This window comes from Lactobacillus sp. W8093 (genome assembly GCF_016100925.1).
GTDB lineage: Bacteria > Bacillota > Bacilli > Lactobacillales > Lactobacillaceae > Lactobacillus > Lactobacillus helsingborgensis.
Window position 1 is genome coordinate 145,553 of sequence record NZ_JACFRL010000002.1, and the last position, 25,584, is coordinate 171,136.

Here is a 25,584-nt window from a genome sequence, read left to right on the forward strand (position 1 = left end):
GGCAAATCTACCAGTTCATTTTTTCAATTCATTGAGTTCCCTATCATATTGATAACTAAATAGCTCCTATAATAATATTCTGATATAATTATTAGAATTAAACTTAATTATTAAATTATCTTACGAGCGAGGAACTAACAATGACAACCAGTGAACTATTAAAACAATATCGTTTGCGCGCTAACAAGACCCAAAAGGAATGGGTCGGCAATACCGTCAGTCCCTCCTTTTATTCTAAGGTAGAAAAAGGACTCAATCACATCTCAGCTGATAACTTAATTGACCTGCTTGATCACAACGGAATTTCGGCTGCGAATTTTTTTAGCGAACTAAGACCCAAAAGAAAGTTGCAGTATGAACGCGAACGAGAACTGATAAATTTGCTAGTCAATGCTTATTATCAAAATTCAAACAGTAAATTTGAACAACTAAAACGTGTAATTGAACTCGAAAAATTGCCTCATCAAAATAACTTATTTACCTTGGCTAAAAGCTTGTCCGCTCTTGCAAAAAGCAATATTGAAAAATTAGATGATGAAACGAAAGCAATTATCAAAAGAGAAATTTTCAGCCTCAGAGGTTTTGACAAGCAATCCTTAGCCATATATTGTGCTTTTATGCAACTTTATAATATTGATGATAACTTACTGATCGCTAGAAAAATTGTTAGTCAGTTTCAAAACAGCACTGATGTTGAAATACAAAAAAGAATTTTAGGAATTATCGGCAATTTGTTATTTTTATGTATCGAAAACAAACGCTACGACGAGACAAAGCCTTTTGTAAAAGTTGCAAATAATATTTCCACTATACCAGAATTATGCTTTTATAAAGATGTTTTACTAGTACCAATTAATTTGCTCAACTACCATTTCACTAAAGAACCATCTTATATTGATAACTGTTTGAAGGCAATTGATTTTCTTTCATTTATAGGTATGCCTGCGTATAGCAAAGAGCTAACTAAATTTTTTTCAGAAAACAAGTAATCAATTAGTTGAAAAGTCATATTTGAGCAAAAATATCAAATATGACTTTTTTATATTATTTTAATATTTTACAAATATACTAAACTTGTATAGATAAAATAAGGAGAGGGATAAACTGCCGTGAATTTTCAAAATAAAAAGATTAAATTACTTACTCTTTTTTTGGTTGCCTGCCAAAGTGTTTTGTTTGCTTTGCTGGCGGCTTTTTTTATCGGACGAAACTATAACTACGCTATTAGCGACTATCCCAATGTGCCCAAAACAACTTTTTACCTTAAAAATGTTGCAGACACACAGCAAAACAAAGTCTTGAACTTTCTCGCCGAACAAGCGATCAAGAATAAGTTAGTAATCGTTCGCGCAGATCAAAGTGTAGGTCAAAATGGCAGCATTCAAGAAACCCAGCTTGGTATTATGGGAGATGTTGATAAGCATCCCTTACCATTAACCTTTGCTGGTCATACCATTATTAGACCCGAAACTTTGAAAAAGCTGCTGCAATCTCCAGATACACAAACTATTGGCAATGCACTAGATTACAAAAGCATTGCCAAAACACCAAATTTCGCTGGTGGGCAGCATCTGACAGTCTTCAAGCTTGAAGATCTGGTCAAACAGAACCACAGCATCAATGGCACCTACCAAGTGATTGGGCTTAGCGGCAAACAGCAGGTTAGTTTTTTAACGGGACTGGCAAAGTGCACCCAGAAATCTAGAAAACAGTTGCAGATGAAATTAAGCGGCTTGGGAGTAGAACAGAGTATGATGCCAACTATCTTGTTGACTGGGTTAGCCTTGAACATTCTGGGGCTTTTGGTTCTTTTCTTGCTCAATCTTCTGCAGTCACTAGCACTTTTAGGCGATCTGGTTTTGTTGGGCTGGTCAAAAGTCAACTTTTTATTGCGACTTTACCTGCCTTATGTCATTACCGCATTCGCGATGAGCATTGTTACTGTACCGCTTGGCACTATCATTTCCGGCAAGTACCTGTCCTTATGGTCGCTATTTTTTACAGTCAATCTCATAAGTACTGCACTTGTCATACTGTTAGCCCTGCTCGCCAGCTCTCTAGTAATGAATATGTCCTTTCTTGACATCTTAAAGCATAAGTTTCCGCGCAAAGCGTTACTCTCATTATCAATTTTAGGCTATATACTACTAAGTGCCAGCATTATTTTTGGTTCTTACGCCCTCGATGGGCCGCTACAAACACTTAATAACACTTATCAAATGTCCAAAAGTTGGCAAGATGTTTCACATCTAACCATTCTAAAAAGTTCCCAATTTAGCAAACAAAATCAAAGCAAGCAAGAGGCTTTCAAAAAAAGAAGTAGAGATTTCTATAAATGGTACAAGGATATTTATCAAGAAAATGGCGTATATCTTGTTGGTACAACTATTTATACCACCAAGATGATTGAAGATTTGGTAGCCGCTGGGACTAATATGCCCAGCAAAAGACCCTTCTTAAAACTGACGGTCTCCCCTAACTACTTGAAAGAATTAGGGATAACAGTCTCCACGAAAAAGCTGGAAGCTGCTGAACAAGGTAAACGTCTCTACCTACTTCCATCCTCGCTTTCACTCTCAACAACTACTAAATTTAAAAAATGGCTGCAAAAAGACGACACACAGTCGATTAGTCCGCAAGATACTCCTACCGTTTTTAACCAGCAGCGGCAATTTATCTTTGGTTCCTATCGACCACAAACAGATTTCTTCACTTGGGCAACTAAGACTGCAGAGCCCTTACGGATGAAACAGGCAATTATTTTGGTCGCAACGCCAGCTAACATGTCTTATTTTGAAAGTGACAACTTAAGTGCGCAGGGATTTGGCGGTCTTGCAAAATTTTCTACTAGTAAAATGTCCAATACAACCAAGAAAAAGATTTTTTCCAGCCCCCGAATTAGCCCCTATAAGCCTGCCTTTACCACTATCGGCAACTATATTAAAGGTATCCAAAAAGACCTTAGTTACACGCTCTATCTCTTTGGTATCGTGGGGATCATCCTTTTGGCTCTCTCATTGGTCATGATTTACGCTATTATTAAAATCTACCAAGTATCTCAACAGGAACTTTTCAATATCAAAAAATTCTTAGGTTACAGCATTTATAGTATTTACACCAAGCCGCTAGCTTTTTTGAGCATCACTTTTGTAGTTGAATTGCTGACAACCATTTTTATCCGTTCAAAAGCCGGAACATTGGTTATTATTATTAAATTCATCATACAAATATTATTTTGTTTGCTTTACTTGCGGCAAAGCAGCACCAAGCAGCTGTTATACAGCTTAAAGGAGGAATAACCATGGCCCAAGCAATTGTTAAACTCGAACAAGTTACGAAAAAATACGGCAAACGGACCATTCTCAACCATTTTTCAATGACCGTTAATCATGGCGATTTTGCTGCCCTGATTGGTCCGTCAGGCTCTGGCAAATCAACCATTTTGAACATCATCGGGCTACTGGAGCAGTTCGATAGCGGATCCTACCTTTTAAATAACAAGGCTGCACCGGGGGTTAACAGCAGAAAAGCAACTTTGGCGAGACGCAATGATATCAATTACCTCTTTCAGACGTTTGCGCTCGTTTCCAACATGACCGTGCGGCAGAATCTCAAGTTGGCTCTAAACTTTAGCCGCGTTCCCAAAAATAAAACTGACAAACAAATTGCAGACATTTTGGCAGAAGTCGGATTGCAAAACCGGCTGGATGATACGGTTGCAACAATGTCAGTTGGTGAAAAGCAACGCGTTGCGTTAGCACGTGCATTTTTAAAGCCCGGTGAGCTAATCCTTGCCGATGAGCCGACTGGCTCGCTTGACCCACAACTTGCTCTTCATGTGCTGAAATTGATCCAAAAATTGCAGCACGAGCACCATAAAACTATCATCATGGTCACTCATGATATGAAACTGGCCCAGGCAGCAGACTACCAAATTGTACTCACAAAGGGGCAATAATTAACGAAGGTTAATGCAGAATGCCGTAAGAAATTAACTAACCAAAAAGACATATTTGCTATTTTTCAAATATGTCTTTTTGCGCTTCTGCTATAACAAGGAATATAACTTATATCTTATTTAACAATTTCTGTAGCTTTTAAAATTGCAGACTGTAATACTAAAGTTATACGAAAAATAACTTATAAGCTATTAATTATCAAAAGCAGCAATAAGCTTTTAAATTAATGATTATTACCTTTACTTTCCCCCTTCGAACTGAAGATTAATCTTTTTATGTCATGACAAAATATTTTGTTCTTCATTGGCTAACTATTTTGCACTAAGTCTGTTTACATTTTCGCTCTAAAAATTATCCACATTTTGCAATTAACATGATTTTCCACACTTTTATCCACAATCTACAAGCTGTTTAAAATTTTATGCACAGTATGTGGATATATTGTCACCCAAGAATGCTCTTTTACTGTCATAGCAGTATAAAATTTCCACAAATTTATTGTACATAAATAATTAATTAGCAAAATTCAGCATTTTTTTGTGCATTTTCCCTATTAATCTATCCACAACTTGTTAATTCTGAATTAATGTTGTTCACTTGTGGAAAACATTTTTATTAGATGGTAAAATATGTGTTGCTCAACGTAAGCGGAGGGAAATATTTTGTTTGATATTAATAAATTTTGGCATCATTTTATTAGCGAAATGCACGAACATTTTAATGAGGTAGCTTATAACGCCTGGTTTAAAAACACCAGGCCTCTTTCCTATAATAAGGAAACTCATGAATTGAAAATTGCAGTCCAAAATCCTGTAACCAAGGGATATTGGGAAAAAAATTTGGCGTCGCAATTAATTCAATCTGCTTACGGGTATGCCAATATTGAAGTTATGCCAGTTTTTCAAATTGAAGGTGATAAAAGTACAGAAAGACTAGTAACTCCAAAAGTGCAAACTCAAGTAGTTTCTGAGAATACCCGCCCACAAACAGATAATGCATTTGTGCGCAGCCTGAAACTCAATGAAAAATATACTTTTGACAACTTTGTTCAAGGTGAAGGAAACAAATTAGCAGCAGGTGCTGCCTTGGCAGTAGCTGATAGTCCCGGTAGCTTTTATAATCCCCTTTTTATTTTTGGTGGTGTCGGTTTAGGAAAAACGCACCTGATGCAGGCTATTGGCCATCAAATGCTGGCTGAGCGCCCCAATGCAAAAGTCGTTTACATCCAAAGTGAAACTTTCGTTAATGACTTCATTAACTCAATTAAGAACAAAACTCAGGATCAGTTCCGCGCTAAATACCGCACATGCGATTTATTATTAGTTGACGATATTCAATTTTTTGCAAAAAAAGAAGGTATTCAGGAAGAATTTTTCCATACATTCGAAACGCTTTACAATGACCAAAAGCAGATAGTCATGACAAGCGACCGGCTTCCAACCGAGATACCAGATCTGTCCGAACGTTTGGTATCAAGGTTTACCTGGGGCCTACAGGTTGAAATCACCCCACCCGACTTAGAAACCCGAATTGCAATTTTACGCAAAAAAGCTGAAGCCGAAAACTTAACTATTGATGACAATACTTTAGACTATATCGCTTCTCAAGTTGATACCAACATCCGTGAACTTGAAGGTGCTTTAGTAAAAGTCCAAGCACACGCCACAATTGAACATGAAGACATTAATGTCAATCTAGCGCGTGAGGCGCTGGCTGATCTCAAATTAGTCCAGAAAAATCAGGGCTTGCAAATCTCTAAAATTCAAGAAGTAGTTGCAAATTATTTTCAAACTTCAACGCATGAATTAAAAGGTAAAAAGCGTGTACGCCAAATTGTGGTACCACGACAAATAGCAATGTATTTGTCCCGTGAACTAACGGATTCCAGTCTTCCTAAAATTGGCCAGGAATTTGGTGGTAAGGATCACACAACCGTTATGCATGCTTATGAAAAAATCAGCCGGGAAATAAAAACTAATTCCGATATTAAGACCGCTGTCTTTGATTTAAAGCAGATGCTTGACCGCTAAAAGTTATTCACTGTGGAAAAATAGCAGAGTTGTACACATTTTCTTAACCGCAATAATTACGTTATTTTAAGGCTGTGATAACTTTTCAACAGAAGTCACAAGACCTACTAATACTACTAATTAAATATATAATTAATATAAAAGAAATAGACAAAATAACAGGAGGCTCCAAATGAAATTTACCGTAAACAGAAATCTTTTTCTAGACAATTTAAACAATGTAATGCATGCCATTTCTTCCAGAGCAACTATCCCTATTCTCAGTGGAATTAAGCTTAACTTATCTGAAGATGAATTACTCTTAACTGGTAGTGATACTGATATTTCAATAGAAATTAAAATTCCGGTTAGTGAAGATCTAACTGTGGGCTCTACCGGCTCAATTGTGTTGCCAGCACGCTTTTTTAGTGAAATTATTAGACGATTACCTGGAAAAGAATTTTCTTTAGAAGTTAAAGAAAGCTTTCAAACTCAAATTATCTCTGAAAATAGTGAGTTTACAATTAATGGTTTAGATGCCAATAACTACCCAAGATTACCGGAAATTCCTGACGAGTCCTCTTTTGTTATTTCGGGGAAAACTTTCCGCGAAATTATCAATGAAACTCAATTTGCTGTTGCAACTCAAGAAAGCCGCTTAGTATTAACGGGAGTGCATTTTACTTTTAGCCCAGATAAGATTCATGCTGTAGCCACCGATTCCCATAGGTTGTCCAGCCGGGCCTTAGCTTTAGAAAATGGTCCGCAATCCAAGACTGATCTGATCATTCCTGGAAAAAGCTTGCTTGAGCTTGCTCGGATTATTGGTGAAACTAATCCTGAAATTAGAGTATGTCCGGGAGAAAATCAGGTTCTTTTTGAAATCGGCAATATTCTGTTTTATTCACGTTTACTTGAAGGCAGCTACCCTGATACTGAGCGCCTAATCCCAACAGATAGCACAACAATTGTGGAATTTGATTTAATGGAACTTTCCAGCGCACTAGATCGGGCAAGTTTACTGACACATGCTGGACGCAATAACGTAGTTGATTTAACTCTTGATGTCGACAAGCAAATTGCCAAATTGTCTGGTGAGTCCGCTGAAATTGGTAATGTTGAAGAAGATGTCAGCTTTAAAAAGCTGACAGGTAAAAATCTGAAAATTTCATTTAATCCAGATTATTTGCGTGATGCCTTGAAAGCTTCAGTAACTGATTCGGTTGTGATGTCATTCACGCAACCGCTGCGACCATTTACGGTCAACCCAGATAAAAGCGCTATTGATTTTGTCCAACTGATTACCCCAGTTAGAACATTTTAATCATTAAATTGAGCATAAATAAAAAGTCATCATTTGATGGCTTTTTTTAGAGCCAACTTTTTATAATCGACCGAAAATGCTTGTCAGTTTATTTTTAATGTCATTTACTATGAATTGTTTATTTAAAAAAAAGCCGTTTATATGGCTTTATACGGGCTTTTAGTTGTTTTTTACTTGTGAAACGAATATACTTATTATAGGTATTTAAAGTGGTGAAGGTGGTTATGATCAAAGAGTTTAAGTTAACGAGTGAGTACATCACTCTAGGGCAATTTTTAAAAGAAGAAAGTATCATTTCTTCTGGTGGTCAGGCTAAGTGGTACCTGCAAGATAATCCAGTTTTACTGAATGGGGTCAAAGAACAAAGACGCGGCAAGAAATTGCACTCTGGTGACAAGCTTGAAGTAAACCAAGAAACTTATGAATTGCGGTAGCATTAAATGTATCTCAAGCATTTTATTGCACAAAATTACCGTAATCTGCAGCAGTTTGAGGTTGATTTTGATCCCAACGTCAATATTTTCATAGGTCAAAACGCGCAGGGCAAAACTAACTTACTCGAAGCAATTTACTTTTTGGCTTTAACACGTTCTCACAGAACTAGTAATGACAAAGAATTAATTGCTTTTGGTCAAGATTATGCCAATGTATCTGGTCATGTATATAAAAGCCAAATTGACTTATCTCTGCGGGTTCTAATTACTAAAAAGGGTAAAAAAGTTTGGGTTAATCGGATTGAACAAGCGAAGTTGTCCAAATATGTGGGACAATTGAACGCTATTTTATTTTCTCCAGAAGATTTAGATTTGATTAAAGGCGCACCTAGTCTGAGAAGACGTTTTATGGATCAGGAATTTGGGCAAATTAGTGCAGAATACCTCTATTTTGCTGGCAAGTACAAGCAAGTCTTGCAGCAAAAAAATAATTACTTAAAGCAATTAGCAAAGGGTGATGCACACGATACCATGTTCTTGGAAGTTTTATCTGATCAATTGGCCGGAGTTGCAGCAGAAGTAGTTGTTCGCCGTTTTCAATTCCTAAAAAGCTTAGATGAGTACGCTCAAGATGCCTATAATCACATTAGTACCGGTGCAGAAAATTTGCAGGTAACTTACCAACCGTCAGTTAAGGAAATAACAGAAAAAGATAGTGTTGAAGAAGTTTATCATAAGTTACTGACTAACTTCCAAAAAAATCAGAAGGTTGAAATTCTCAAAGGTACTACTTTGAGTGGTCCTCACAGAGATGATATTGAGTTTACACTTAATGGTAAAGATGCGCATTTGTATGGTTCTCAAGGGCAGCAAAGAACCATAGCGCTCAGTCTTAAACTGGCCGAAATACAGCTTGTGCACCAGATAACTGCTGAATATCCATTATTGCTGCTTGACGATGTTATGAGCGAACTTGATCATAAACGACAAAGTGCCTTACTTAATTACATTCACGGCAAAACACAAACATTTATTACGACAACAGATCTTGCGGGTATTTCCTGGGAAATAATTAAAAAACCGAAAATATACCAAATTAAATCTGGACAAATTTATTTAGAAGAGGGGAAATTGCATGGCAGATAATGAAAAAGAAAATCTCAATCAAATTAAGCAATATGAAAAAGAAGCCGATAAATATAATGCCAGTCAGATTCAAGTCTTAGGCGGACTTGAAGCAGTTCGTAAGCGTCCAGGAATGTATATTGGTTCTACCAGTTCTCAGGGCTTGCACCATTTGGTTTGGGAAATAATTGATAATGGTATTGATGAAAGTCTAGCCGGTTTTGCTACTAAAATTGAAGTCACTATCAATGAAGACGGCAGTGTTACTGTTCAAGATGATGGTCGTGGTATTCCGGTAGATATTCAAAAGAAAACTGGCCGACCAGCTCTTGAAACTGTTTTTACTGTTTTACATGCCGGTGGTAAATTTGGCGGTGGCGGCTATAAGGTTTCTGGTGGTTTACACGGAGTAGGTGCGTCAGTCGTTAATGCTCTTTCAACCAAACTAGACGTTACGACTATGCGTGACGGTAAAAAATATTTTATTGATTTTAGCCGTGGCCGTGTAGTTGACGAAATGAAAATGATTGGGACAGTTCCATTATCTGAGCATGGTACTATCGTCCATTTTTTCCCAGATCCAGACATTTTTACTGAAACCACTTCATTTGATGATAAGATCCTCAAAAACCGTATCCGTGAGTTAGCCTTTTTAAATAAGGGCCTGAAATTAACGTTTACAGATAAGCGTAAAGAAAGCGCGGAAACCGATGTTTATCACTATGAAGGCGGAATCCAGGAATACGTTTCATTCTTAAATCGTGATACAGAAGTATTATTCAATGAGCCGATTTATGTAGAAGGTAACGATAACGATATCAACGTTGAAGTTTCTTTGCAGTATACAAAAGGCTATAAAACAACGTTAATGACCTTTGCCAATAATATCCATACTTATGAAGGCGGAATGCACGAAGCAGGATTCAAGACAGCCTTAACGCGGGTAGTTAATGATTATGCCCATAAGACCAAGTTATTAAAAGATAGTGATGATAATCTTTCAGGGGAAGATATTCGTGAAGGAATGACTGCTGTTGTTTCGGTTAAGCACCCTAATCCGCAATTTGAAGGTCAAACTAAGACCAAATTAGGAAATTCGGACGCTCGAACAGCCGTTGATCACGCTTTTTCTGAAACCTTCAACCGTTTCTTAATGGAAAATCCGCAAGTTGGCCGGAAGATTGTTGAAAAAGCACAACTGGCTGAACGTGCTAGAACAGCTGCTAAACGTGCGCGTGAAATGACACGTAAGAAATCCGGATTGGAGATCGCTAATTTACCTGGTAAGTTAGCTGACAACACTAGTAATGACCCCAGCATTTCTGAATTATTTATAGTCGAGGGTAATTCGGCTGGAGGCTCTGCTAAACAAGGTCGGTCAAGATTAACACAGGCGATTTTGCCAATCCGTGGTAAGATTTTGAACGTTGAAAAAGCGTCAATGGATAGAATTTTGGCTAACCAAGAAATTAGGTCACTGTTTACAGCTTTAGGAACCGGTTTTGGCGCAGATTTTGATGTGTCTAAGGCACGTTATCACAAATTAATCATTATGACAGATGCCGATGTCGATGGGGCTCATATTCGGACACTGCTCTTGACCCTCTTTTACAACTATATGCGGCCGATGATTGAAAAGGGCTACGTTTATATTGCACGTCCGCCTCTATATCAAGTGCGCCAAGGCAAAGTGGTCAGATATTTAGATACCGACGAAGAATTGCATGATTACCTGGGCAGTTTGCAGCCGAGTCCCAAACCGTTGGTACAACGTTATAAGGGATTAGGTGAAATGGATCCTGAACAATTATGGGATACGACTATGAACCCTGAGAATAGACGGCTTGACCGTGTTAGCCCGGAATATGCTAAAAATGCCGATGAGGTTTTCGAATTGTTGATGGGTAATGAAGTAGGACCACGGCGCAATTTTATTGAAACTAACGCTAAATACGTTGAAAACTTGGATGCATAGGAGGTTTAAATGGATAACGACAATCAAGGTCAAGATCACAGAATAAGAAACGTTGATTTGACCAGCGTAATGAATAGTTCATTCTTGGATTATGCCATGTCCGTTATCGTCGCACGGGCTTTACCCGATGTGCGTGATGGCTTAAAGCCGGTTCAACGCCGGATTTTATATGGTATGAGTGAACTAGGTGTTACACCAGATAAACCATACAAGAAGTCTGCCAGAATTGTAGGGGAGGTTATGGGTAAATTCCACCCTCACGGCGATTCCTCAATTTATTTGGCAATGGCTCATATGGCCCAAGACTTCAGCTACCGCTATATGCTCGTTGACGGACACGGCAATTTTGGTTCGGTTGATGGTGATGAGCCCGCCGCAATGCGTTACACTGAGGCGCGCATGAGCAAAATAGCCGTTGAAATGCTGCGGGATATCAATAAAAACACTGTCAATTGGCAACGTAATTATGATGATTCTGAAAATGAACCGGTAGTATTGCCGGCTAGAATACCAAATCTTTTAGTTAACGGTACTAGCGGTATTGCGGTTGGTATGACTACCAATATTCCGCCACACAACCTTTCAGAAGTGATTAAGGGACTGCACATGCTAATGAACAATCCTGCTGTCACTACTAAAGAACTGATGAAGGCAATCCCAGGTCCTGATTTTCCTACAGGTGGAACGATCATGGGTCGCGGCGGCATATATCGCGCCTATGAAACTGGTCGCGGCAATATTGTTGTCCGTGCTAATACCAATATTGAAACTGAAAAAAGTGGCCGTGAAAGAATAGTCGTCACTGAAATACCATACTTGGTTAATAAAGCTGAACTGGTTAAGAAAATTGCTGATTTAGCGCGTGCGAAGACAATTGATGGTATTACTGGTGTGCGTGATGAATCAGATCAAACGGGGATGAGAATTACTATTGATATCCGCCGTGATGCCAGCGCTAGTGTGGTTTTAAATAACTTGTTTAAACTGACGCAAATGCAGGCTAACTTTGGTATGAATATGGTAGCAATCGTCGATGGCGCACCGCACTTTTTAAGCCTCAAGCAGATGCTGCAATATTATTTGGAGCACCAAGAAGATGTTGTTACCCGTAGAACTAAATTTGAATTAGCCAAAGCCGAAGCTAGAGCACACATTCTTGAAGGTCTCCAAATTGCCCTTGATCATATTGACGAAATCGTCCACATCATTCGGCAGAGTCAATCAAGTGATATTGCTAAAGCTGCCTTAATCAGTCGTTTTGGTCTTGATGACAAGCAGTCACAAGCCATTTTAGACATGCGCTTGGTACGGTTAACTGGTCTTGAGCGTGACAAGGTTGAAGCTGAATATAAGGAATTACAAGCTAAAATTGCCGACTATAAGGATATTTTGGCAAAGCCGGAGCGCATTAACGAAATAATCTACAATGAATTGCTGGATATTCAAAAGCGCTTTGGTGATGATCGGCGGACTAAGATCGGTGCCAGTGAAGTTGTTTCAATTGAAGATGAAGATTTAATTGAAAAACAAGATGTTTTACTGACCTTAACTCATAGTGGCTACATTAAGCGGATGCCAATTACTGAATTTAAGACCCAAAATCGTGGTGGTAAAGGTATTAAGGGCATGGGCGTTAAAGACGGTGACTTTATTGCCAACCTCATATACTCCAGTACCCATGATATGCTGCTGTTTTTTACCAACAAGGGCAAAGTTTATTCGAAGAAAGCCTATGAAATTCCGGAATTTGGCCGTACAGCCAAGGGTCTCCCGATAGTCAACTTATTGCAACTGGAAAAGGGCGAAAAGATCCAAACGATTGTTAATATTCCTGAAGATGCGGATGACCAATACTTATTCTTCATTACAAAGATGGGGACGGTCAAACGGACACATGTCAGTGAATTTGGCAATATCCGCAATAGCGGTTTAATTGCTTTAACCTTGCGTGATGGCGATGAGTTGAATAATGTCTTGGCTACTGATGGCAAACAAGATATTTTAATCGGTACTCACTTAGGTTATGCCGTGCGCTTTAATGAGCAGACAGTTCGTGCAATGGGCCGGACAGCAGCCGGTGTTCGCGGAATTAATTTACGCGAAAATGACTATGTGGTTGGCTCTGGCGTTATTAAGAATAGCGATGAAGTGTTAGTCATTTCAGAAAAAGGCTACGGCAAGAGAACAGCAGCTGCCGAATACCCAACTAAAGGTCGCGGCGGAAAAGGTATCAAGACTGCAAATATTACCGAGAAAAATGGTCCACTCTCTGGTGTGACAGTGATTGATGGCAGCCAGGATATCATGGTGATTACTGATGATGGTATCATGATCCGCTTTAAGACAAAGGATGTTTCTCAAACAGGGCGCAGCACTTTGGGTGTTCGCTTGATCAAAGTTAATGACAACAATAAAGTTGCCAGTCTTGCGGTAGTTCCTGCCGAAGAAGATCAAGAAGTCGCTGCTGAAGAAACTGAGGACGAACAGGATTAACTACTAAAATAAAATTTTAAAAAATTAGCAAATTATTTAACGTATTTATTAGTAAGAGATGAAAATTTCTTAGTGGATCACGTGAAGATAGTTTGGTAATTTTTTATTTATGTGCTAGAATTAGAGATTGCGAGTAATAAACTTCATTACTCCTTGTTCTTGATTTTTAGCAAGAACCATTTAGTCCAGAAGGAGGTGCACTAGTATGACAACTACTAAGTACGAAATAACTTATATTATCAAGCCTGACATTGATGAAGAATCAAAAAAGGCGTTGGTTGAAAACTACGATAAAGTTATTACCGATAATGGTGGTACGATGGTTGAGTCAAAAGACTGGGAAAAGCGTCATTTCGCATATGAAATTAATAAATATCGTGAGGGATTATATCACGTTATGACTTTCACTGCTGATAACGCTGACGCAGTTAACGAATTTGACCGTTTATCCAAGATTGATACTGCCGTTTTACGTTCAATGACTGTTAAAGTTGGATAATTAAGAACAAAAACGTTATCGTTTTCGTGATTTAGGAAAGGAAGGACCTAAAGTATGATTAATCGAGTTGTACTTGTTGGCCGTTTAACACGTGATCCTGAATTACGTACTACTGGGAGTGGAATCTCGGTTGCTACGTTTACTCTTGCCGTCGATCGTCAATATACTAACGCTCAAGGTGAGAGAGGTGCAGATTTTATCAGTTGTGTCATTTGGCGCAAAGCAGCAGAAAATTTCTGTAATTTTACGTCTAAAGGTTCACTTGTTGGTATTGATGGCCGAATTCAAACCAGAAACTACGATAATAAAGACGGGCAAAGAGTATATGTAACGGAAGTTATCGTTGATAATTTCTCATTGCTTGAATCACGTAAAGATCGTGAAGCCCGTGGTCAAAATGGTGGTTACACACCAAATAATAATGGTAATTATGGTAATCAAAATACCAATAACAACCCTAATATGGGTACGCCAAACCAGAACAATGGCCTAGATAATACTCAGGATCCATTTGCCGGTTCAGGCGATACCATTGATATTTCTGATGATGATTTACCATTCTAAATTGATAGAAAGGACCTAGGATATGGCTCAACAAAGAAGAGGCGGCGCCCATCGTCGTCGTAAGGTTGACTACATTGCTGCCAACCATATTGATTACGTTGACTACAAGGACGTTGATTTGTTGAAACGTTTTATCTCCGAAAGAGGTAAAATCTTACCACGTCGTGTCACTGGCACCAGCGCTAAGAACCAACGTAAAGTAGCTAAGGCAATTGAAAGAGCTCGCATTATGGGCTTGTTGCCATTTGTTACTGAAGACTAATAAAAGCAACTAACTAACAGGAATTAAGTAGTGCTACTGAATACTTAATATCAAAATATAGACTGTTAATGAGATAAATCTCGAGATTAAGCTTACTTAATTTCGAGATTTTATTTTACCTAAAACAGGATCGCAGTAATTTAACAATAGTGCAGGACGTGAAATTAGAGTAACTGAAACTGACATAGTGATATTTTTAACCTTAATATTGGGGAGTTTCTTATCCAGTCAATCCAATGTATAATAATAATGATGTATTATACATTAATTTAGGAAGGACCTTACATGAAAGATTTTTTACGTAAGCTTGAATTTCCTGCTTTTATTAAAGATTCCAGACTAACAGCTTCTGTTATTATCATCTTAGCCTTGTCGCTTTTAGGCAGCATCGTTGCCATGATTATGAGCCCATTATTTGGCTTGGCTATGGTCTTGATCTTTATTTTGACTGTGGCGTGTGTTGTTTATGGCGCATATATCTTAGCTGGCAATGCGAATAACTTTGCTGTCAGTTTATCTTATCGGATTAAGCGCAGCGAGCAAGAAGCAATGATTAAAATGCCTCTGGGCATTTTGCTATATGATAAGGATCGCCAAATTCAGTGGGCGAATCCTTACTTACAACTCTATTTAAAAAATGAAGAATTAATTGGTCATACAATAGCCGCGGTTGACCCAGAACTAGATAAATTAATTGATGAATCATTAAAGGCAAAAACTGCCGAAAATCATATAGTAAATTGGGATGGTCATCAATTTGAAATGGTTATTCAGGACAATCTCGGCGTTGTCTATTTGCTTGACATTACGCGTTATGCCAAAATTGAAGAACGCTATCAGAATGAATTATTAGCCATCGGACAAATATTTATTGATAATTATGATGAGTTAAGTGAAACAATGCATGATCAAGAGCTGACCGCTACCAGTGCTTATGTGCAAAATACTCTGAGTGATTATGCGAAAAAATTCAACGCCTATCTTAAGCGTATCGACGAAGATCATTTTTTGCTTTTGCTTCATATGCAAGATTTGACTCAGATGGAAAAAGATAAATTTTCTGTTTTGGATAAAATACGCTTGGAAACAAGTCGTAATAATACCCCTTTGACGTTGTCTATTGGAATTGCCTTTGGTAGTAGTTTGATTACCGAATTAGCTGATCAGGCGCAATCTAACCTTGACTTGGCACTGGGTCGGGGCGGCGATCAGGTTGTTCTTAGCCAGCCAGGAAAGGCTGCCCGTTTCTTTGGTGGTAAATCTAATCCGATGGAAAAGAGAACCAGGGTCAGAGCCAGAATGGTTTCACAAGCAATTAGCGAGCTTTTTAAAGAAGCGGATCGCGTTTTTGTAGTTGGTCATGCCAGCCCAGATATGGATTCGGTTGGTAGTGGGATAGGTGTTGTCAAAATCGCCCGTTTGCACCATGTAAAAGCTAATTTTGTCCTAGATGTCAATAAAACCAACTATGATGTCAGTCGTTTAGTTGCGAAAATGGCAAAAGTAAAGGGAGATAATGATATTTTCATTTCCCCAGATGATGCACTAAATGAGTTGACTGCCAAGTCAATGCTGGTCATGGTTGACCATTCGAAATACTCTATCACATATTCAAAAGAATTATACGAACGGCTTAGAGACAGAATTATTGTGATTGATCATCACCGACGCGGCGAGGAATTTCCGGAAAATCCAATGCTGACATACGTTGAGCCTTATGCATCGTCAGCTTGTGAGCTGGTAACTGAAATGGTGGAATACCAGCAGCCTAGTTCTGGTAAGCGCGTTTTAACAGATCTTGACGCTACGGCAATGCTGGCAGGAATTACGGTTGATTCCAAAGAATTTTCATTGCGTACGGGTACTAGAACGTTCGATGCGGCCAGCTATTTACGTTCAATTGGTGCAAGTACGATGGGTGTTAGCGAGTTGCTAAAAGAAGATATTGATAGTTTTCTGGAACGCACTCGTCTTGTCAGCAGCTTACAGATGATCAAGCCTAAGATGGCTGTTTTATGCGGACCTGATGACAAGGAAATAGATCCAATTGTTACTGCTCAGGCTGCGGATACTGCTCTGGATTTGGAAAACGTTGAAGCTAGTTTTGCTATTACTCGGCGTGACAAAGATACAATTGGTATATCAGCCCGTTCAATGGGTGATATTAATGTCCAAGTGATAATGGAAAAACTCGGCGGCGGCGGTCATCTGTCTAATGCTGCCACCCAAATTAAAGGGATTACTGTTAAGGATGCACTTGCCAAATTACTTGATGCAGTGAATACTTATGAACAAGAAAATGAATAAAAGGAGAGCACAATGAAAGTTATTTTTACTAAAGATGTTAAAGGTCGCGGTAAACGTGGAGAAGTTAAAAATGTTCCTGATGGTTATGCCCAAAACTTTTTATTTAAAAGAGGATTAGCTAAAGCAGCTACCAAAGCTAACATGCACACTTTGGAAAGAGTAGCTGCTAATGAAAAAGCAGCATACGAAAGTGAAAAGGCCGAAGCTGAAAAAATCAAGTCTGAACTTGATAAGGATGAAACAATTGTTAATTTCAAATCTAAGGCCGGTTCTGACTCAAAGTTATTCGGTTCGATCTCAGGAAAAAAGATTGTGGAAGGCTTGGAGCAGCAATTTGGTATTAAAATTGACAAGCGCAAATTGAACCTGCCTGAACCGATTAAATCATTGGGCTACACTAATGTACCGGTTAAGTTATTCAAGGGCGTAGAAGGCAAAATTCGCGTTCATATTACTGAACAGGATTAGCCCTGAAATAGATTCTGATAAAAAGTGGGCGTGATTAATGGATAATATTGTCTCACAGCAAATACCGCACGATGATGAGGCGGAAAAGGCAGTTTTAGGTGCAATTTTTATTGATCCTGATGCAATTGCTGATGCGAGTGCAGAGGTTCAACCCGACGATTTTTATAAAAAGGCCAATCAGCTGGTTTTTCAGGCTATGCTTGATCTATCTGATCGTGAGGATGCAATCGACCCGTTAACTCTGCAAGATGAATTAACTAAGAAAAATCAACTAGACGATATTGGCGGTATTGCTTACGTTTCTGAATTAGCTATGGCAACACCAACAGCTGCCCATGTCACTTATTATGCTAAAATCGTTCATCGGAAGGCGCTGCTGCGGCGGCTTATTTCTGCCAGCCAAAAAATTATAACGAATGCAATGCAGGATTCTGATGATGTTACTGACATTTTAGATAACGCCGAAAGCGAGATCATGAATGTTTCATCAGAAAATAATGCCAATGGTTTTCGCAATATCAAGGATATTGTTAATTCAGCTATTGATGAAATCAATGATATTCCAGAAGATGGCAACATGGTTACGGGACTGCCCACTGGATTTGTTGAGCTTGATAAAATGACTACTGGTTTTCACGATGATGAACTGGTAATTGTGGCTGCCCGTCCCGGAGTAGGTAAGACTTCTTTTGCGCTTAACGTGGCGCAATATGTAGGCTTGCACACAGATAAAACAGTGGCAATGTTTTCTTTGGAAATGAGTGGCGAACAGCTGGTTCAAAGAATGCTGGCATCAGAAGGCTTGATTAATTCGCAACATTTGCGAACTGGTCAACTGGATGAAGATGAATGGCCTAAATTGGTTGCAGCTTCGGGTTCTTTAGCAACAGCCAGCATTTACATTGACGACACTCCCGGTATTAAAATGAGTGAAATTAGAGCGCAGGCACGCAGGCTCGCCAAAGAAAAAGGCAATTTGGGATTAATAGTCATTGATTACTTGCAGTTAATTGAAGGTCCTCACAGTGAATCACGTCAGCAGGAGGTTTCAGCTATTTCACGGCAACTAAAGAAATTGGCCAAGGAGCTGCACGTGCCTGTGATTGCCTTGTCACAGTTATCGCGGTCAGTTGAACAAAGACAAGATAAGAGACCAGTTTTATCTGATATTCGTGAGTCCGGTTCAATTGAGCAGGATGCGGATATTGTTTCGTTTCTTTATCGTGATGATTATTATCGTGATGAGGAAGATGGTAATAAGGATAAAGAAGTGGCGGCAGAAGATGATAACGGTGAAGTGGAAGTTATTATCGAAAAGAACCGTTCAGGTAGTAGGGGAACAGTCAAGTTAATGTTTTCCAAACCGTATAATCGCTTTTCAAACCTCGATTATAGTCATGATCAGCCTAATGAATAATAAGTAATAAAAGTTGTGGTAATTTAGACTAAAATGCCACAGCTTTTTATTTTAATTGCATTTTTTAACAAAAAATAAAGCGTTTTTGATGACAATATTTTTACAACATTGTACTATTAAGGTGTGAATAGAAAATTTTCGCTAATTTTTTGGGAAAGGACCGATTAAGATGGCCGATAAAGGATTTAAAGACAAGGTAGCTGGCAAAGCTAAAGAAGTCAAAGGCAAGGTTCAACAAGCTGCTGGAGATGTTAAAGACAAGGCACAAGAAGCTACTGAAAACGTCAAAGATAAAGTTGATGACGTTAAGGATAAAATGAAGAAATAACTAGTTAATTAGTTAAATAAAAGAGGCTGGAAAAACATTTTAGTTTTCCAGCCTCTTTTTGGGTTACACATGAAACAATTTACTTTAATTTACGTAGAACACTTTCTGGTAGTTTAAGGTTCGGACGATCTGGGTCGTAAAATTCGTAAAACACTGGTGCTTTATTTGAATCGTTGCTTTTAGGATAAAGTTCATAATTGCTGGCCATCAAGGGCAAAGTCATATTCCTTTTATATGAATTCCAGATATTGCTCAAGACTTGGGTCAGCAATTTTCGCTCTTGGGGTTCAAGAGAGAGAAAGACGCGTCCAAACCGATATGTTCCCACTATTTTATTACTGGTTAATTGGTTTAATTCATCAATGTCATAATTTTCAAAGGCCTCAAATAGATCTGAAAAGGCAGTGCCTCTTTCTTGGTCAGGTATAGAATTATTAAAATTAATGAGCGCGTGTCTAATTACGCGACTGCCTGATGAGAGTCCGTCAGCTAAGGTAAAACTGTCTCTACCTACAGACCAGCGGCGCGGATCATGTTGGTTGCGCATTGGTACTGTACTTTTGACCACTAAAGTTTGTTCGGGATGATCAAGCATAGCACCAAAAATTGAACCATGAGGGATATAGGTTTTCATTTTAGACATTGAAGCGGTAAACCCAGAACTCGTATATACTTTATGGAAAAAGCCCGGTCCGTCAAAACTAATCGCTTTTATTACGCGGTTCTGAATTTCAGGCTCAACAGCGCTTAGAGCATATTGAGCAAAATTGCCGCCCTTTGAATGACCAAGTAAAAAAATCTTTTGGTTAGTAAATTTTTCTGCAATAGCGGTGAGATACTTGGCTGCGACATCTTGACCGTAAATTTCCGGCAGGTAATTCATGCCCATGTCTTCGTTTAAGCCAATCATGGTACCATCTGTTCCGCGAAAGGCAATGGCAATGGTATCTGAATCAAGCGAAAAGGTGGCAGCAGTGAATTGCAAGGGATGTGGGTCTTTTGCCAGTTTGTCTGTCCAATCTAAAATTTTAATATTTCCAATTCGGGGGCTTTCAGGTAATAAAAAAATTTCGGTCGCCGTTTCTGTATGCATTTGATGCTGGAAAGAGGGCAAATTGCGGAGTTTTTCTGCCACTTCTTTTAGTGTATGCCCGTTGGCAGAACTGTCAGCTGGTAAATAAGCAATAGATGATAGCAGTGAGGCATCAACACTGTTAAATGGTTTTTCAGAAAAAGTTAAATCACCACGCCAACGTAAATAGTCAAGGGAACCAGCCATAACATTTCTCCTTTCGAATAAAAACTTATATTAACATTGTAATAAGTAAAAGTAATTAGTAGCTAATTAATGCAAAAAAAACAATAGAATTAACTATTGCTTAAAGATTATTTGTACTATTTGTCTATACTGGCATAACTGATACGCTTAATATCAGGATATTTGCGTAGAGCCATAATAATATCATTTTCATCAATATTATTGTTAATAATACCATCTACAAAAAAGATAATTCGCTCGTCACTAACAAACAGTATCTTGACAGAAACATTTTCAACATGATTTGCTTCAAGCTCCTGCTCAATAGTGTGCAAAATATTCGGTTTATTGATGGCTTCTATCTGGATATTAAACCTGATATGCATGATGATTTTATCAATTATGGTATCATCGTGAAACATCATCTGGATAACAAAGAGCAAGGCAGTTGCTAAAATACCAATAAAGTATAAACCAGAACCAATTGCCATCCCGATAGCAGCTGTTGCCCAGATACCAGCAGCAGTTGTTAAACCGGAAATCTGTTGCTTTTTAATTAAAATTGTTCCGGCACCAATAAATGAAATACCTGAAACTATTTGCGCAGCAATTCTAGAAGGGTCCAAAGCAACGTCTGACATTTTTAATAAATCGCCAAAACCATACTTTGAAACTATCATAAATAGCGCGGAAGAAAAGGCAACTACAATATGTGTCCGCACTCCGGCACTTTTTCTTTGAATCGCACGTTCATAACCGATCAACGCTCCGCACAAAGAAGCTACTACAATTCTTAATAGCCATGGGAGTTCTGCGTTAATCGATGCTAAATTTGCCATTACATCCACTCCATTTCTAAATCTATTCTTATATTATACTCTTAAAAAAGTACGCCAAATATCAGTTATCACAAAAACTGGGAAAAAGTCAAAAAATGCTTGCGTAAACTAATAGAATATGTTTTAATTAATATCGTTGTCGAGATATGACAATGCTGACTTAGCTCAGTTGGCAGAGCACGTCATTAGTAATGATGAGGTCGGAGGTTCGAATCCTCTAGTCAGCATTATGTTATGCGATAAATTATTTAAAGCCTTTTAATCGGTACTTAGAAGTATTGATTGAAAGACTTTTTGCTTGTCTTAAACTAAAATGAAACATTTTTGAAAATATTGAAATGAATAAACAGAAACACACAAGTATTATTGTTAGGAAAATTTGTAATTTTAAAGAGTGGCAAAATGACTAAATAGCGGGTTTCATACCCGCTTTTTTTGTATTTGAGTGAATTTAGTTTGTGTGTTTTGTTATAATTAAGATAACTAATCTTTTAAATAAACGATAATTTTACTTAATTAATAGGGAGCTATTATGGATTCAAAGATGACTCTATCTGAAGAAGATATCAAAAATAGATACATCTCTCCAGCAATATTTGAGACTGCTAAATGGAATAAATCCGATTCATTAATGGAATATTCATACACTGATGGTCGTATTAATGTTGTTAATAATGTAGTTAAAAGAGGAAAACAAAAGCGAGTAGACTACTTATTACATTACAAGCCTAACTATCCATTAGCAGTTGTTGAAGCTAAAGATAGGAAAAATCATCCATCTCCTAGTGCAGGATTACAACAAGGTATAGATTATGCAAAAGATTTAAAAGTTCCTTTTGCTTATGCTTCAAATGGAGATGCTTTTGCTGAACATGACATGATCACAGGTACAGAAAGAACTCTTGAATTAGATGAATTTCCTACTAAAGAAGAACTTTGGCAGAGATATCAAAGGGAATTATCTTTAAGTCCTGAGCAAATCAAGGCAATAGAAGTTCCATTTTATTCTTCAAGAGATACTTATGCTCCAAGATATTATCAAAGGATCGCTATAAATAGGACTGTTGAAAAGATAGCTAACGGGCAACGAAGAGTTATGTTAGTTATGGCAACAGGAACGGGTAAAACCTATACAGCATTTCAGATAGTTTATCGATTGCTTAAAGCCGGGATTAAACATAGAGTATTGTATTTGGCTGATCGTAATATTTTAGTTGATCAAGCTATGAGTGATGATTTTGGTCCATTAAGTGGAAAAATAACTAAAGTTCAAGGCGGAAAATTGGATAGTTCTTATCCTATTCAATTTGCACTTTATCAGCAATTAGTAGGTAAAGAGGAAGATGCTGGACATGAACCATTTAGACAATTTAAACCAAATTTCTTTGATTTGGTAGTTATTGATGAAGCTCATCGTGGTTCAGCTAGAGCAGATAGTCAATGGCATAAGATTTTAGAGTATTTTGATGGTCCTAATGTAACCCATTTTGGTATGACAGCTACACCTAAAAGAGAAAAAGGGGCTTCAAATATTGATTACTTTGGAGAACCTATTTACACTTACTCACTTAAACAAGGGATTGAAGATGGTTTCCTTGCCCCTTATAAGGTAGTTAGAGTTAACTTAGATGTTGATGTTAATGGCTTTCATCCACTTAAAGGTGAAACAGATAAACACGGCCGAATTTTTGATAAAAAGCTCTATACTTCAAGTGATTTTGATAGATCATTAATAATTGAACAACGAACTGAACGAGTAGCTAAATATGTTAGTGATTATATGAAAGATAATAATAGTCGTTGGGATAAGTCAATTATCTTTTGTGAGGATGTCGAGCATGCAGAAAGAATGCGCCAAGCCTTTGTGAATGAAAATTCTGATCTAGTGGCACAAGATTCAAGATATGTCATGCAAATTACTGGCGATGACAAGGAAGGTAAGGCTCAATTAAGCAACTTTGAAGATGTAACTAGTAAATTTCCGACGATTGTGACTACATCTAAGTTATTGACCACTGGTGTTAATGTGAAAACTTGCAAGATAATTGTGTTAGATTCAAACATTAACTCAATGACAGAATTTAAACAAATTATTGGTAGAGGAACTCGACTTGATCCTGAACATGGAAAAGAATATTTTACTATTATTGATTTTCGTGGCGTTTCAAGATTATTTGCTGATCCAGCCTTTGATGGTGAACCAATTGAGATTGCCGATGGTAATAATAGTTCTGGTCATGATCGTAAAAATAGTGGTAGTGAAGTTAATGAAGGCTTACATACAAAATATGAAGTAAGTCATTCAGTTAAAGTATTAGGTGATCAAACACAGTATTTAGATGATCATGGTGATTTGATCACTACGTCATTAACGGACTATACAAAGAAAAATATTCTAGGTAAATATGCAACACTTGATAAATTTTTACAAGATTGGAATTCTGCTACTAAAAAACAAGAGTTACTTGATAGTTTAGAAGAGCATGGAATTCTTTACCAAGAAATTATGAAACAAGAAAATATTAAAGATCTAGATCCATTTGACTTAATTGTTCATTTAGCTTATAACCAGAAGCCATTGACGAAAGCTGAACGAATTAACAATGTTAAAAAATCAGGTTTGTTAGATAAGTATCAAGGTGCTGCTCGTGAAATATTAAATAAATTAATAGATAAGTACAAGAATAATGGAATTGCTGATCTGGAAAGTAATCAAGTGTTGAGCTTACCTGAATTTGATCAGTATGGTGGCGCAGTAAAAATTATGCTGACTTTTGGTGGTAAGAAAAACTATGAAAACATCATAAAGCAAATAAAAGAAAAAATTTATAGTTAGGGAGATATTTAATGGTTGGTACAACTCAGTTTGTTAAGAAAATTAGAGATATTATGCGAAATGATCCAGGGATTAATGGTGATGCACAGAGAATTGAACAACTATCCTGGATTTTATTTTTAAAGGTTTATGATGACCGTGAACTTATTTGGGAGATTAATCAAGATGATTATGAATCGATTATTCCTGAAGGGATGCACTGGCGTGAATGGGCTAAGGATAATAAAGATGGTAAAGCCTTAACTGGTGATGAATTGCTTAATTTTATTAACAATCAGCTTTTGCCAACTTTAAAAGAAACCACGGTAACGCCTGATACACCAATTAGTAAAGCGATTGTTAAAGATGCTTTTGTTGATGCTAACAATTATATGAAAAATGGGGTGTTGCTGCGTCAGGTAGTTAATGTTGTTAATGAAGTTGACTTCACTGATCCTAAGGATCGTCACTTATTTGGCGTCATTTATGAAAGCATCTTAAAAGAATTACAAAGTGCTGGTAGTTCCGGTGAATTTTATACGCCACGTGCTTTGACTGATTTCATTGCGGAAACTTTAAAACCAAAATTAGGTGAAAGAATAGCTGACTTAGCCTGTGGTACTGGTGGGTTCCTCATTAGCTCATTGAATATCTTGAAAAGACAAGTTAATACTGTCGAAGACCAACAAAAGTATGATAATGCAGTCTTTGGTATTGAGAAAAAGGGGCAACCTTATATCTTAGCGGTTACTAATTTATTGCTACATGATGTTGATAATCCTGACATTATTCATGGTAATTCCTTAGAAAAGAAAGTAACTGAATATACTGAAAAAGATAAGTTTAATGTGATCATGATGAATCCACCATTTGGCGGGTCTGAATTACCAATTATTAAACAAAATTTTCCAACTGATCTTCAAAGTAGCGAAACGGCAGATCTATTTTTAGCTTTAATTATGTACCGATTAAAGGAAAATGGTCGTGTAGGTGTCATTTTACCTGATGGATTTTTATTTGGTAATGATGGGGCAAAGGTAAATATTAAAAAGCGTATGCTTAAAGACTTCAATCTTCATACAATTATCCGTTTACCTGGTAGTATTTTTAGTCCATATACTTCAATTGCTACTAATATTTTGTTTTTTGATAAAACTGGGTCTACCAAACAAACTTGGTTCTATCGTTTAGATATGCCAGAAGGTTACAAACATTTTTCAAAGACTCGTCCAATGAAGCTAGAACACTTTGATCCAGTGCATGAATGGTGGAATAATCGTCATGAGCTTAAAGATGAAAATGATAATTACAAGTCACGTGCGTATACTCCTGAAGAATTAGCTGATAATGACTATAACTTTGATCTTTGCGGTTTTCCAATTGAGAGCGAAGAAGTATTACCTCCATTTGAATTGATGGATAAATATCAAGATGAGCGTGCAGAGTTGAATAAACAGATTGATCAGCAATTAGCTGTAATTAAGAAATTGCTTGAGGAGGATGATTAA

General features: G+C 37.6%; 20 protein-coding genes and 1 tRNA gene. 19 read left to right on the top strand and 2 right to left on the bottom strand.

The features are described 5' to 3' along the window. Positions 1–140: 140 nt before the first annotated feature. From H3T47_RS01965 to H3T47_RS02040, 16 genes are all read left to right on the top strand, one after another. The gene (locus H3T47_RS01965; RefSeq protein ID WP_199282366.1) at positions 141–989 is read left to right on the top strand and encodes a helix-turn-helix domain-containing protein; all 849 of its coding nucleotides are present in this window, start codon (positions 141–143) and stop codon (positions 987–989) included. 120 nt (positions 990–1,109) lie between these two features. Further along, positions 1,110–3,299: a hypothetical protein gene (locus H3T47_RS01970; RefSeq protein ID WP_199282367.1), complete on the top strand. Its 2,190-nt coding sequence runs from the start codon at positions 1,110–1,112 to the stop codon at positions 3,297–3,299. 2 nt (positions 3,300–3,301) lie between these two features. Continuing rightward, positions 3,302–3,958, top strand: coding sequence for an ABC transporter ATP-binding protein (locus H3T47_RS01975; protein ID WP_199282368.1), 657 nt, complete (start codon positions 3,302–3,304; stop codon positions 3,956–3,958). A gap of 663 nt (positions 3,959–4,621) precedes the next feature. Beyond that, the gene (dnaA, locus tag H3T47_RS01980) at positions 4,622–5,989 is read left to right on the top strand and encodes a chromosomal replication initiator protein DnaA (RefSeq protein ID WP_038520426.1); all 1,368 of its coding nucleotides are present in this window, start codon (positions 4,622–4,624) and stop codon (positions 5,987–5,989) included. 172 nt (positions 5,990–6,161) lie between these two features. After that, positions 6,162–7,292 (top strand): DNA polymerase III subunit beta, encoded by a 1,131-nt coding sequence (gene dnaN / locus H3T47_RS01985; RefSeq protein WP_199282369.1) that lies wholly within the window; start codon positions 6,162–6,164, stop codon positions 7,290–7,292. 224 nt (positions 7,293–7,516) lie between these two features. Then, the gene (gene yaaA, locus H3T47_RS01990) at positions 7,517–7,726 is read left to right on the top strand and encodes a S4 domain-containing protein YaaA (RefSeq protein WP_199282370.1); all 210 of its coding nucleotides are present in this window, start codon (positions 7,517–7,519) and stop codon (positions 7,724–7,726) included. 6 nt (positions 7,727–7,732) lie between these two features. Next, positions 7,733–8,872 carry a DNA replication/repair protein RecF gene (gene recF / locus H3T47_RS01995; protein ID WP_199282371.1) on the top strand — a complete coding sequence of 380 codons (1,140 nt, stop codon included), beginning with the start codon at positions 7,733–7,735 and terminating at the stop codon, positions 8,870–8,872. After that, on the top strand, positions 8,862–10,826 hold the full coding sequence (gene gyrB, locus H3T47_RS02000; RefSeq protein ID WP_199282372.1) for a DNA topoisomerase (ATP-hydrolyzing) subunit B: 1,965 nt from the start codon (positions 8,862–8,864) through the stop codon (positions 10,824–10,826). The genes recF and gyrB overlap by 11 nt, the downstream gene beginning before the upstream one ends. 9 nt (positions 10,827–10,835) lie before the next feature. Beyond that, on the top strand, positions 10,836–13,319 hold the full coding sequence (gene gyrA / locus H3T47_RS02005) for a DNA gyrase subunit A (protein WP_199282373.1): 2,484 nt from the start codon (positions 10,836–10,838) through the stop codon (positions 13,317–13,319). A 205-nt stretch (positions 13,320–13,524) separates the two neighbouring features. Further along, complete coding sequence (rpsF, locus tag H3T47_RS02010) at positions 13,525–13,818, top strand: 30S ribosomal protein S6 (protein ID WP_034978626.1); 294 nt, start codon at positions 13,525–13,527, stop codon at positions 13,816–13,818. Between the two features lie 54 nt (positions 13,819–13,872). After that, on the top strand, positions 13,873–14,382 hold the full coding sequence (gene ssb / locus H3T47_RS02015; protein ID WP_038520442.1) for a single-stranded DNA-binding protein: 510 nt from the start codon (positions 13,873–13,875) through the stop codon (positions 14,380–14,382). Between the two features lie 22 nt (positions 14,383–14,404). After that, the gene (gene rpsR, locus H3T47_RS02020) at positions 14,405–14,644 is read left to right on the top strand and encodes a 30S ribosomal protein S18 (protein WP_038520445.1); all 240 of its coding nucleotides are present in this window, start codon (positions 14,405–14,407) and stop codon (positions 14,642–14,644) included. 285 nt (positions 14,645–14,929) lie between these two features. Next, the gene (locus H3T47_RS02025; RefSeq protein WP_199282374.1) at positions 14,930–16,951 is read left to right on the top strand and encodes a DHH family phosphoesterase; all 2,022 of its coding nucleotides are present in this window, start codon (positions 14,930–14,932) and stop codon (positions 16,949–16,951) included. Positions 16,952–16,963: 12 nt separating this feature from the next. Further along, entirely contained in the window at positions 16,964–17,419 is a 456-nt protein-coding gene (gene rplI / locus H3T47_RS02030) for a 50S ribosomal protein L9 (protein ID WP_199282375.1), read from the top strand. 37 nt (positions 17,420–17,456) lie between these two features. Beyond that, positions 17,457–18,836: a replicative DNA helicase gene (gene dnaB, locus H3T47_RS02035; RefSeq protein ID WP_038520455.1), complete on the top strand. Its 1,380-nt coding sequence runs from the start codon at positions 17,457–17,459 to the stop codon at positions 18,834–18,836. Between the two features lie 169 nt (positions 18,837–19,005). Continuing rightward, positions 19,006–19,164: a CsbD family protein gene (locus tag H3T47_RS02040; RefSeq protein WP_109585634.1), complete on the top strand. Its 159-nt coding sequence runs from the start codon at positions 19,006–19,008 to the stop codon at positions 19,162–19,164. A gap of 79 nt (positions 19,165–19,243) precedes the next feature. Here the strand turns inward: H3T47_RS02040 and H3T47_RS02045 are convergent, their stop codons facing one another. Both H3T47_RS02045 and H3T47_RS02050 read right to left on the bottom strand, forming a co-directional pair. Beyond that, on the bottom strand, positions 19,244–20,443 hold the full coding sequence (locus H3T47_RS02045) for a DUF2974 domain-containing protein (protein WP_199282376.1): 1,200 nt from the start codon (positions 20,441–20,443) through the stop codon (positions 19,244–19,246). Between the two features lie 116 nt (positions 20,444–20,559). Beyond that, entirely contained in the window at positions 20,560–21,261 is a 702-nt protein-coding gene (locus H3T47_RS02050; RefSeq protein WP_199282377.1) for an MgtC/SapB family protein, read from the bottom strand. Positions 21,262–21,415: 154 nt separating this feature from the next. Here H3T47_RS02050 and H3T47_RS02055 point away from each other — a divergent pair. The 3 genes from H3T47_RS02055 (at position 21,416) to H3T47_RS02065 (ending at position 25,584) form a co-directional block, all read left to right on the top strand. After that, positions 21,416–21,488: transfer RNA gene (locus H3T47_RS02055), tRNA-Thr, on the top strand. 305 nt (positions 21,489–21,793) lie between these two features. Next, positions 21,794–24,097: an EcoAI/FtnUII family type I restriction enzme subunit R gene (gene hsdR / locus H3T47_RS02060; protein WP_199282378.1), complete on the top strand. Its 2,304-nt coding sequence runs from the start codon at positions 21,794–21,796 to the stop codon at positions 24,095–24,097. Between the two features lie 11 nt (positions 24,098–24,108). Next, the gene (locus H3T47_RS02065; protein ID WP_199282379.1) at positions 24,109–25,584 is read left to right on the top strand and encodes a class I SAM-dependent DNA methyltransferase; all 1,476 of its coding nucleotides are present in this window, start codon (positions 24,109–24,111) and stop codon (positions 25,582–25,584) included.